This is a genomic window from Burkholderia sp. Tr-862, assembly GCF_011753085.1.
In the GTDB taxonomy this organism is placed as follows: Bacteria; Pseudomonadota; Gammaproteobacteria; order Burkholderiales; family Burkholderiaceae; genus Burkholderia; species Burkholderia ambifaria.
Genome location: NZ_VWWG01000021.1, coordinates 54,924 through 65,944, shown reverse-complemented (window position 1 = coordinate 65,944; position 11,021 = coordinate 54,924). Strand labels below are relative to the sequence as shown.

Below are 11,021 nucleotides of genomic sequence, written 5' to 3'. Positions count from 1 at the left end.
AGCGCATCGCGCGCCGCGCGGCGCACGCAAGCCGGCTCCCCGCGGCCGTTGAGACGCCGCGCCGGGCCGGGCCACGTGGCGCTCGGCTGCCGTTCCTTCACCCTCATTCGTTAGCCGTCCGGTCAGTAGCGGGCCTCGTCGTGCTTGGCATATCGTATCGTTTTTGATACGCTTGATGGCACGACGATGGCGAGACGGCAGATTCAGATCACGCTCGGCGTGCGGTTCTTCCGCACGGCGCGTGGCAACGAGCCGGTGCGCGAATGGCTCAAGGCGCTCGAGCAGATCGAGCGCAGGGTGATCGGCGAAGAGATCAAGACCGTTCAACTGGGCTGGCCGCTCGGCATGCCGCTGGTCCGGAAGATGTCGAAGGATCTGTGGGAAATCCGCGTGATGTTGCCGAGGCGAAGCGCGCGCGTGCTGTTCACGGTCGTCGGCGACACGATGGTGCTGCTGCACGCGCTCTTCAAGCAGTCGCAGGCCACGCCGTCCGACGACCTCGACGTGACCGTCGCGCGGCTGAAAGCGCTCACGCACGCCATCTGAATTTCCCGGTTGCGCCGGCACGTGCGATCGCCGCCGTGCCGGCCGGCAACGCCATGCATTGGAGTATCCATGACGACCACGAACAACCCGCATATCGGCAGCGATTTCGATACCTTCCTCGAGGAGGACGGCCATCTCGAAGCGGCCACCGCCACCGCGATCAAGCGCGTGATCGCGTGGCAGATCGGGCAGGAGATGAAGGCGCAGCACATCACGAAAACCGCGATGGCCGCACGGATGAAGACCAGCCGCGCCGCGCTCAACCGGCTGCTCGACGAAACCGACACGAGCCTCACGCTCGCGACGCTCGCGAGCGCGGCCACCGCACTCGGCAAGCGGCTCAGCTTCGAGCTGGTGCCGGCCTGACGGGCATGACGAATGATGTGCGGCCGGGGGGGGAGATGAACGCTTGCGCGATGTGCGTGCGTATCCTTAGCGGTCGAAGGTTCGGCGGCGCGCGGCCACGAGTTGCTCCACCGAATATCGCTTAAGCCTCGTCGCAAACCCCTCGTTCAAACTGGGAAGATTGCCGGCGAAACCTTAACTCTCGTTTTGGTCGCGGATTTCCAGGGCAGATCATCTCAGGTCACCACATCCACGATGACGCACGCAACTACACGTGCGTCGCATCAAGGAATCGACTTCACAAGTGATGTGAACGCGCTTGTCGCGCACGCATGACTTGTTTCCGCACGGAACGACCATCGTCGACGAAGCGCGACTCGAACTTATCGACGACGGGACTGACCGACTCGTGATGACGATCGCTGCCGGGAAGGCGGCGAGCTTGATTCATTCTTATTCCGATTTTCGGAGGATTTTCTAGCGATATTCAGGACGATTTTCGAATTCGTCCGATTTCCATTGAGTCATCTTCTTTTTACACTCCGACAGAGCTGTTAAAAACACTTAGTTAGGCAAACGTTTGCGCGTAACGTCGGCTGCAGCGGATGTGTGAATAGAGGAAAAACAATGAGCAGCTGCAGTAGGCACGGTCGAACAGCAGGATCCATCGCTTGGAGGTTCAATCGGAAGGTGGCGCTTCGTCGGTATGCCGTGAAGGCGATTTCCTGCCTTCTCGTTATTGGATCAACCACATCCAATGCTTCCAGTCTAGAGAATCTGGCAAGCGGGGCGCTCGCCGCCGATGCGGCATTCAGAAGTGCGGAGGCCGCTTGGCGCGCGGGTATCGAAAAGGCCCCACAAGGGCGGGCAGGGCTACTACCGCAAGTTGGCATACAGCAGGTGATTTATCGCAACGGAGTAAGGATTCCTGGGCAGACCATACCCGGCTATTCGACCAATGGTTTCACCCTGACGCTGAACCAACCGCTCTTCAATTGGGCTGCGTGGGAAAACTGGCAGCAGGGCCAGCTTCTTGCGATGGATGCCGATCTCGCGTTAGCGCAAGCAAAGCAGGATGTGCTGCTCCGTGTTTCTCTAGCCTATCTGGCCGCATTAAACGCGCAGGACGATCTTGTACTCGCCATTGGCCACCGCAAGGCCGTTGCAGAACAATTGGCCCTCGCGAAGCGCCGTTTTGCGCTGGGCGATGCGACCATCGTCGATACGAACGAGGCATTGGCCGGCTTCGATGCTGCACGGGCTGATGAAGTTGCGGCACAAACGCAGCTCGATACAAGCTATGCGGCACTCCAGAAGATTGTCGGCCATCCTGTCAGCCGGGTGAATGGATGGCGCGACGACGCACGGCTGCCGCCAGTGGCGCCCGCAGCGCTGGAACAGTGGATCAACACGGCCGCCACCGCGGATTACGGTGTGCGTCGGAAAATGATCGCGATTCAGCTCGCCAGCCGCGAGCGAAGCAAGGCACGCGCCGGCGACTATCCCACTGTCGCCTTGGTCAGCAACGCTAGCAACGGCAACGCGGCGTTTATCAACGGTCAGACGAACTTCTACACCGGCGCGAGCCGGGGCAGCTCTGGCTACGTCGGTATCCAGATATCGTTGCCGCTGACCGACGGCCTGATGACACGCAGCAAGATTCGTGAAGCGCTCGCGCTGGAAGACAAGGCTCGCGAAGATCTGGACGATGCCCAGCGCAGTGCCCGACTCGCAACGCACGACGCTTACTTGGGCGTCACGCGAGGATTGGTGCGGACTGAAGCGCTTGCCAGCGCGGTTCGGTCTGCCACCGTCGCGTTGCGCTCGAATCAGACCGGCTACCGGGTCGGCGTTCGGGTGAACGCCGACGTGCTCGACGCGGGAGACAAGCTCTACCGGGCACAGCGCGACCTGGCACGCGCGCGCACGGAAACCTTCGCACAGGCGCTGAAGCTGAAAGCGAGTACAGCCGACCTGGGCGAGGCCGACCTCGCTGCCCTGGACACAATGCTGGTCGAGCACACTCCGGCACGTACACCGAACTCCGGCGCATCGGGAGGACACTGATGTATCAACTTATCAGGCGCCATCTGGTGATAGCGGCCGCGTTTGGTGTCGCGTCGAATTTGCTGCTGCTGACGCCGACCATCTACCTGCTCCAGGTTTATGACCGCGTGCTGCCGAGCCAGAGTATTCAAACGCTGCTGATGCTGATGGCCTTCATGGCAATCGCACTCGCGATGAATCTGGGTGTCGATATCGCCCGCAGCCGAATCTTGTCGGACCTGGGCATGCAGATTGGCAATCGGATCGAGCGTCTTGCGTTGCGGGCACAGATTTCTGCTCGCGCTCATGGGGTGCCGTCACGAGCGATCGCGAGTCAAGGCGATATCCATACGCTGCGCGCGTTTCTTGCGGGTTCCGGCGTGATCGCGTTTTTCGACGCGCCGTGGCTGGTGGTCTACGTGGTCGTCATTGGCCTGTTCCATTGGTCGCTGGCGCTGATCGCGGTCGTCAGCGCACTGCTGTTGATTAGCGTCGCGCTGGTCAACGATCGACTTACGCGGAAGGGCATCGAGTCTTACCTCGCGCGGCAGCGCGAGGGGGACGCGTTCTATCAGCATCTCATACGCAATGCTGAGGTCATGACCGTGCTGGGCATGGTGGATAACCTGGTGGGGGCCTGGGATGCGCGCAAGCGCGGCTACATCGCCGCGCAGCGAGACGTGTCGGACCACAGCGCGTTCTATCGAGACGTGACCAAGGCGCTGCGGCAGGCGATTCAGGTGATTATGATGGCCGCTGGCGCATGGCTCGTGATATCGGGCCATGCGACGCCGGGTGTGATGCTCGCCACGACCATTTTGCTCGGTAAGGCACTGGCGCCGATTGAACAGTTGATCGGCAACTGGAAGCAGGCAGGTGAACTGCGCGAGGCGTGGCGTCGTCTGGAGGCACTCCTCGTCGCTGGGACGGAAGCCGATCCGATCACGCTGCCACCACCGGCGGGGGAAATTCGGGTCGAACAGATCGCGTTCAGCGTGCCGTCGCGAACGCCGGGGCTGGGACGGCTACTGCTGCGCGGGATCAATTTCACGCTGACTGCGGGCCAGACCTTGGTCATCACCGGGCCCAGCGCATCCGGCAAGTCAACTTTGCTGCGTGTCATCGCTGGACTCTGGCGTCCGCAGGCAGGTGCGGTGCGGCTGGACGGGGCCGACGTGGCTCAGTGGCCCCGATCGTCCCTGGGCCGTTATCTCGGGTACGTGCCGCAAGACGTAGAGCTATTCCCGGGCACCGTCGCGGAAAACATCGCACGGACCGCGAAGCCTCTCCCGCTCGACTCGGCCGCGATCGTGCGGGCTGCGCAGCGAGCGGACGTCCACGAGATGGTCTTGAATCTTCCCGATGGTTACGAGACGCTGATTGGCGACGCTGGGGAACGATTGTCCGGCGGCCAGCGCCAGCGCCTTGCCCTCGCGCGTGCCTTGTATGGGGAGCCTGCCGTGCTGCTTCTGGACGAACCCAACGCGAGTCTCGACGCGCTGGGCGAAGCGGCGCTCGACCGCGTGCTGCGTGCACTGAAAGCCGATGGCATGACCATCATCGCGGTCACCCACCGGCCGTCGCTGCTGGCGCTTGCCGACCGAGTATTGCGGCTGAGGGATGGTCGAATGGAACAGTTCGAAATGCCGCCGAAGGTGGCCGATGACGGTTCGCGCGCTGGGAGCGGTCAGCCCGAGGATGTAAGCGGCATGCCGCACGGTATCGGTTTCGCTGCGCTGCAGGCCAACCGGTCTTCGCTGCAGGCCGCCAAAGTGCCGACACTCGAACCGGCGATGGAAGGCAACCAATGAGAACGCTCATGTCGTTGCATCGCGTGGGCGAAGCCGTGAAACGCTGGTGGCCTGATTCAGTGGCATCTGACGACAGCGTGCTGCCGTTGCCGCGCCGATTGACCGGCGTCAGTGTCGGAGGTGTCGCCGTGGGGCTGGCTTTGATGTGGGGTTGGGCTGCACTCGCACCGCTCTCCGGTGCCGTCGTCGCCGAAGGCTCGGTGCGTACCGAAGGCGAACGCAAGACGGTGCAGCATCTGGAGGGTGGGATCGTGAAGGAAATCCTGATTCGGGATGGCGACCGGGTGAAAGCCGGCCAGGTGCTGATCGTGCTGGACAACGTGAGCCCGGCGGCCGAGCTCTCTGCACTGCAGGCACAAGCTGACGCAGAGGAAGCGAAGATCGCACGGCTTTTGGCCGAGCGCGAACTAAAGGAAACTCTGTCGTTTCCGGCCACGCTCGAAAGGCAGCGCAACGATCCGCGCGTTGCGGAATTGCTGGCGCGCGAATCCTCGCTTTTCATTGCACGTCGGCGGGCGTTCGTAGACCAGAGCACGATGCTACGCACCGAACTTGCGCAGACAAGTCAGGAGATCGCGATCAGTTCGCAGTTGATCGAGACGATGAACCGCAGTTACGACATGGCGCGCCAGCAGCGGCGGACAAACGAAACCCTGCAGCAGGAAGGTTTCGTCGCTGAAACGAAGGTGCTCGATTTAAGGCGAACAGAGGCCGACGCACTGTCGCGCGTTCAGTCCGGTGCCGCCGAACTGAGTCGCGCGAAACAGAGAAAGATCGATCTCGAACTCCGCATCGCCGGGCTGCGTCACGAATATGTGAAGGCGGCTGACGACGAACTGAAGGAAGCCACCGCACGTGCGATTCAGCTCAGTGAGCGGCTTCGTCCGGTTCGGGATCAGTCGGCCCGGACCCGCGTGACCGCCCCGGTAGCAGGGGTAATCGTCGGGCTAAAGGTCCATACGATTGGCGCGATCGTTGCGCCCCGAGAGCCAATCGTCGATGTGGTACCCGAAAGTGCACCGTTGATTGTCGAAGCGAATATCCGGCCGGACGATGTGCGGGAGATTGCGCCGGGAACTCATGCTGACGTTCGGTTGACGGCATACAACTCCCGCACCACGCCAATGCTCGATGGCAAAGTCACTTACATTTCCGCCGACGCACTGACCGACAGTGATAAGCGGACCCGTTTCTATGTCGTTCGCATCGAGGTCCCGGCGCAAGCATTGGCGAAGGCTAACCACCTTGCCAAGGAACCGATAACGCTCGGGCCTGGACTTCGCACGGAGGTATATATCCGCACACATGCTCGCTCTGCATTGGATTACTTGCTCGAGCCGGTACGGGACGGAATTCGTAAATCGATGCGGGATTAATCTTGGAATTCGATGACGAAAATAAAACATATCCATTTTTCCATTTAAGCACTCCTCCTATGAAGATAAGGACGTCAACTGGTCGACTCTTACCGGTTCTGCTTGCAGGTACGGGGTTGACCTCAGGACATGCCGAAGAAGCTCCGCGCCCCGAACTTGGGTGCCTGATACGTAAGGCTGACGGATATCCGATCGAGTCGGCGGATTTGACTTTTCAGCAACGGATCTTGATAGCACGATGTATGAATGCATCCGCGCGTGCGAAGCAAACAGAGTCGATGCGACTAAAAAGTGAACGGCAGACAATCGAGAATATGAAGAATTTCCGCCGGGCGGAAGAGGATCTTTCTAGATTAGGTTTTGGAGCGGCGATGAAACCTTATGTGCCTCCGCGCCGCACATTGTCGATTCCCTAACTGATGCATCATCGCAAGGTACAAAGGGAAGCGGAAGGTTTAATCGCTAATGAGATCGCTTTGAATGCGCTGAAGCGATTTCGGAATGTCTATATTCGATGTGTTTTTTTTGGGGAGGGTAAGACAAATAAGCCAGTGATAACTGCCTGCTGTTGCGACCACTGCGGTGGCAAGCAATTTGAGTGTCGCAGAACTGCAGGTGTCACCTAACGGACTCGTTTCGCACCCTTCCTAAAACGGCATCTTTGAGAGGAGCAATGCTGAGCAACGCAGTTACGGCGGTGGTTGTGGCGGCTGCCACAGTCGCGAGCAACATAAGTTATCTGCAGCCGATATGAATGTCGGGCATACCGACCACGCTGCCGGGAAGTCTGCGCTATATACAACCGGCGGAAGCGCCGAAATTGGAGGCGGAATTGAAGAGTCATTTGAAGCCTCCGCAGAAAGTGGATTCGCCGAAAAATCAGCTTGTTTCGCCGCTGATTCGGACAAGATTGAATTTCGGAATATATGAGGGCAGTCCGGGTTTTGATGTGATCGCGAAAATGTTCCAGAAGAAGTTTGTTCGCGTCCCGCCCCAGCCATCTCCCCGCGGCGGTCCGGCTGCAGCGATGGCCCTCCATGAGAACGAAACGTGGCAGTACCAGCAGGTGGATGGCCAACTGGAAAGAGCAATTACCATCGCTTCAGCTCGGCCGGCGAACTTAACTTTCTAGTGTTCTCATTCAAATAAAGAAAATTAATAAATATACGGGAGTAAAAAATGGCCGTTGCGCTCGAAACAAAAGTGCTTGATAAATTTGTTGTGGTATTTGATCGAAATGCCATGTGTGCGCCGGAACGATGCCGGAGTTTTGATGTTAAATATGTTTTTTTGGAGAGGTGACGAATGAACCCTGTAACAACAGCTGCTATCGCGACCGCCACGGTGGCAAGTAATTTGAGTATCGCGGAACCGCAGGTACTACCGAATTCATCTGGAGAAATCGCCAGTAACTTGCATTATGCGAAGCCGCCAGCCACGTCTGAAGTGCCGCAGGCAATGAGGAGCAGCCTGAGCTACATGCGGCCCGAGACTCAGGCTATACCATCCACCACTTCAGAGATTGATGAATAGGAGGCGATATTGTGGCCCTGCCGAAGCTCATGAGGAAATTCGCGGCGTTATTAATCGGGTTTTTTGTCAAATGAAGAAAATCGCGCTCTCCATAGTTGTCGCAAGCGCGGTCTTGCAGGTGGCCTGTGCGAATTTAACATTCGAACAGATGCCATTGCGCACGCCTCACGATTTTCTGCTTGATATCAAGGCAGTGGCGGATTCGGAGGATCTGGCCGATATCAATGGCGTAGGCAGGCGGCTGAGGATTGAGCTTGTTGCGAGACCTGAAACGTCGGTCTATTCAAGCGATAGGAAAATTTTTCGGGGGTATGCCGTCGAAGTCGAGCAAGTAGGAATGGGTGGGGAATATAGCTCGGATAATTTTAAATATGGGATATTTCGACCTAAGGGGCGGGATTTTGATAGGGTTTTGATTGGGATATCTGTAAACCAAAATGCACTCTGCATTACGCCGGGTGATCTTAAAAGTGTGTTCGGAGATGTTCAGCGGTACGTCAACCCGCATATAACATCGTTGGATTATTCGTATTCAGGCCATGCGGGGAATTTGGATGGAGTGCGCGGAACATATTTTAGATTTAAATCTGGCGGGTGTCTTTTTGATTTTGGTTTTTTTCAAAATAGAGAAAAGGAGTAGGCGGAATGGTGGTTATCACTGGTAATGAGAAGATGTTCGCCAACGTTAAATTGAGCAAGGAGGAGATTTCGCTGATTAACAAAAAGCGAAACTCTCGTGGCTCAGTTGCTGAAGTACAATGAGGATGTGGAGGCCGAAAAAACTTATGCGATTAAGGTTGGGCAAAATGGAAGTGGAATTGATTGGAATTCAGGTGCGAAGGTAATTGAATTTGGTCGCTACGGTAATACAACCTATGACCAACTCGATCCGCGCGTTTTCGTTGGCGTCCTGAGTCATGAAATCGGCCACTACATCAACGATGCACATGATCGAGACATTGATAGGCAGTATGGCGACAAAATGCGAGAGGACTTCGATCTTGCAGCAGTCATCGGTGTAAACAAGGAGGGGGAGGCAGCCTATAACAACTGGCTGGTTGCACGGGAAATTTTTCAGAATAGTGGGCAACAGATCGTCGTGCTTGGCGACCGGGCGGATTATACCGGCGCACTGGGCTACGACATTAATTCAATGCTGACAAAGATGTACGAAGCGAATGTCGGCAAGATGTCGGGGGATACGCTCAAGCAGGCAATGATCGAAGCTGCCGGGAGCTTCATTGCGCAGACAAATCCAGGCGGCACGCCGGGCATGACTTATTACCAGATGTACGGATCGGCTTACGGTGCGTCATCGAAACATCTCTCTCAGGCGCCCATCACGGACTTGAAGTATGCAATTGACCAGTCGTCCGGCCTGGTCAAATCTATCGTTTTCACGTTTTCGACCGGGGAGAAGCAGATAAATCAATATGATGGCACTGCGTTTGCCGCGACGCTGTATGGCGCCAATGGCCAGATTGCTGAGTACGTGAAATATGCGGCCAGCGGCTTCAAGACGCAGGCCATCTTCTACTCGAACGGCAAGGCGACACAGCAGTACAACTTCAACCTCGACAAGAGCTATACGAAGTATGACTTTGCGGCCGATGGTTCGCAGACCGCGACGCTGTACGGAGCGACCGGTCAGATAACCGAGTACGCGAAGTTCAACGCCGACGGTTTCAAGACGCTGGCCATCTTCTACGGAGCTGATGGCAATGCCACGCAGCAGTACAACTTCAATCTGGATAAGAGCTATACGAAGCACGACTTCGCCGCCGACGGCTCCCAGACCGCGACGCTGTACGGCACGACCGGCCAGATGACCGAGTATGCGAAGTTCAACGCCAATGGCAACAAGACGTTGGACATCTTCTACGGAGCCGATGGCAAGGCCACGCAGCAGTACAACTTCAATCTGGATAAGAGCTACACGAAGTACGAATTCGCCGCCGATGGCTCTCAGATCGCGACGCTGTACGGCACGACCGGCCAGATAACCGAGTACGCGAAGTTCAATGCCAACGGCAACAAGACGCTGGACATCTTCTACGGTGCTGACGGCAAGGCCACGCAGCAGTACAACTTCAATCTGGATAAGAGCTACACGAAGTACGACTTTGCTGCCGATGGCTCCCAGACCGCGACGCTGTACGGCACGACCGGCCAGATAACCGAGTACGCGAAGTTCAACGCCAACGGCAACAAGACGCTGGACATCTTCTACGGTGCGGACGGCAAGGCCACGCAGCAGTACAACTTCAATTTGGACAAGAGCTACACGAAGTACGATTTCGTTGCCGACGGTTCCCAAACAGCGACGCTGTACGGCACGACCGGTCAGATAACCGAGTACGCGAAGTTCAATGCCAACGGCTTCAAGACATTGGACATCTTCTACGGTGCTGACGGCAAGGCCAAGCAGCAGTACAACTTCAACCTCGACAAGAGCTACACGAAGTACGACTTTGCTGCCGATGGCTCCCAGACCGCGACGCTGTACGGCACGACTGGCCAGGTTACCGAGTACGCGAAGTTCAACGCCAACGGCAACAAGACACTGGACATCTTCTATGGTGATGACGGCAAGGCTACGCAACAGTACAACTTCAACCTGGATAAGAGCTACACAAAGTACGACTTCAATGCCGACGGCTCGCAAACGGCGACGTTTTTCGGCGTCAACGGTCAAGTGAGCGAGTATGCGAAATTCAACGCAGCCGGTGTCAAGACGCAGGATATCTTCTTTGGCGCGGACGGGAAGGCAACGAAGCAGATTGATTTCAATCTCGACGGAAGCTATGCCTCTCACGTCTTTAATAGCGACGGCTCCCAGTTCGCGGCGTTGTTCGGCACCAACGGTCAGATGACCGAATATGCGACCTTTAATGCCGCCGGATTCAAGACGCAGGATATCTTTTATTCGAACGGAAAAGCGACACACCTTTACGATTTCGCCATTGACAAGAGTTTCGTCGCTCACATGTTCGACGGATCAGACGAAATGGTCGCGCTTTTTGGTGTCAACCATATCATCTATGACTATTACAAATACACGTCCGGCAAGCTCTTTGAGCGTGATATTTTCGATGGTCTCGGGCGTCAGATCGAAGCCGATCGATTTAGTACTTCAACGGGCAAGCTTACTGGGTTCTCGAAATTCTCATACAACAGCGATGGTACATACAACGCTAGCAGTTATGATTCGTCGGGGCACTTGACTGCGAGTTCCAAATACTCCGGTGACGGACACCTGATTCAAAACAATACCATCTATATTCCCGGCAGTAGCGGCTTCCCCGTTGCCAATGCGGGCTGGAGCTTTCAGATCTGATCGGATAAATGTATGCGCAGGTATGCT

The 11,021-nt window shown here is 56.9% G+C and carries 9 protein-coding genes; all 9 read left to right on the top strand.

All coding sequences use genetic code 11. The annotated features are described in order from the left end of the window. Positions 1-186: 186 nt before the first annotated feature. The 9 genes from F3J14_RS09640 (at position 187) to F3J14_RS09595 (ending at position 10,994) form a co-directional block, all read left to right on the top strand. Complete coding sequence (locus F3J14_RS09640; protein ID WP_166722777.1) at positions 187-546, top strand: type II toxin-antitoxin system RelE/ParE family toxin; 360 nt, start codon at positions 187-189, stop codon at positions 544-546. 69 nt (positions 547-615) lie between these two features. Next, complete coding sequence (locus F3J14_RS09635; RefSeq protein WP_006758577.1) at positions 616-912, top strand: XRE family transcriptional regulator; 297 nt, start codon at positions 616-618, stop codon at positions 910-912. Positions 913-1,602: 690 nt separating this feature from the next. Further along, positions 1,603-2,958, top strand: a complete 1,356-nt coding sequence (locus tag F3J14_RS09625) for a TolC family protein (RefSeq protein ID WP_348771975.1) — start codon at positions 1,603-1,605, stop codon at positions 2,956-2,958. Next, a complete protein-coding gene (locus F3J14_RS09620; RefSeq protein ID WP_166722774.1) occupies positions 2,958-4,748 on the top strand; it encodes a type I secretion system permease/ATPase in 1,791 nt (596 codons plus the stop codon). Before F3J14_RS09625 ends, F3J14_RS09620 begins: the two co-directional genes overlap by 1 nt. Before the next feature lie 8 nt (positions 4,749-4,756). Beyond that, positions 4,757-6,124 (top strand): HlyD family type I secretion periplasmic adaptor subunit, encoded by a 1,368-nt coding sequence (locus F3J14_RS09615; RefSeq protein WP_247682177.1) that lies wholly within the window; start codon positions 4,757-4,759, stop codon positions 6,122-6,124. 2 nt (positions 6,125-6,126) lie between these two features. Then, positions 6,127-6,540: a hypothetical protein gene (locus F3J14_RS09610; RefSeq protein ID WP_166722772.1), complete on the top strand. Its 414-nt coding sequence runs from the start codon at positions 6,127-6,129 to the stop codon at positions 6,538-6,540. 338 nt (positions 6,541-6,878) lie between these two features. Further along, positions 6,879-7,256, top strand: coding sequence for a hypothetical protein (locus F3J14_RS09605; RefSeq protein WP_166722771.1), 378 nt, complete (start codon positions 6,879-6,881; stop codon positions 7,254-7,256). A 471-nt stretch (positions 7,257-7,727) separates the two neighbouring features. Next, on the top strand, positions 7,728-8,297 hold the full coding sequence (locus F3J14_RS09600; protein ID WP_166722770.1) for a hypothetical protein: 570 nt from the start codon (positions 7,728-7,730) through the stop codon (positions 8,295-8,297). A 96-nt stretch (positions 8,298-8,393) separates the two neighbouring features. Then, positions 8,394-10,994: a hypothetical protein gene (locus F3J14_RS09595; RefSeq protein ID WP_166722769.1), complete on the top strand. Its 2,601-nt coding sequence runs from the start codon at positions 8,394-8,396 to the stop codon at positions 10,992-10,994. The last annotated feature ends 27 nt before the right edge of the window (positions 10,995-11,021 follow it).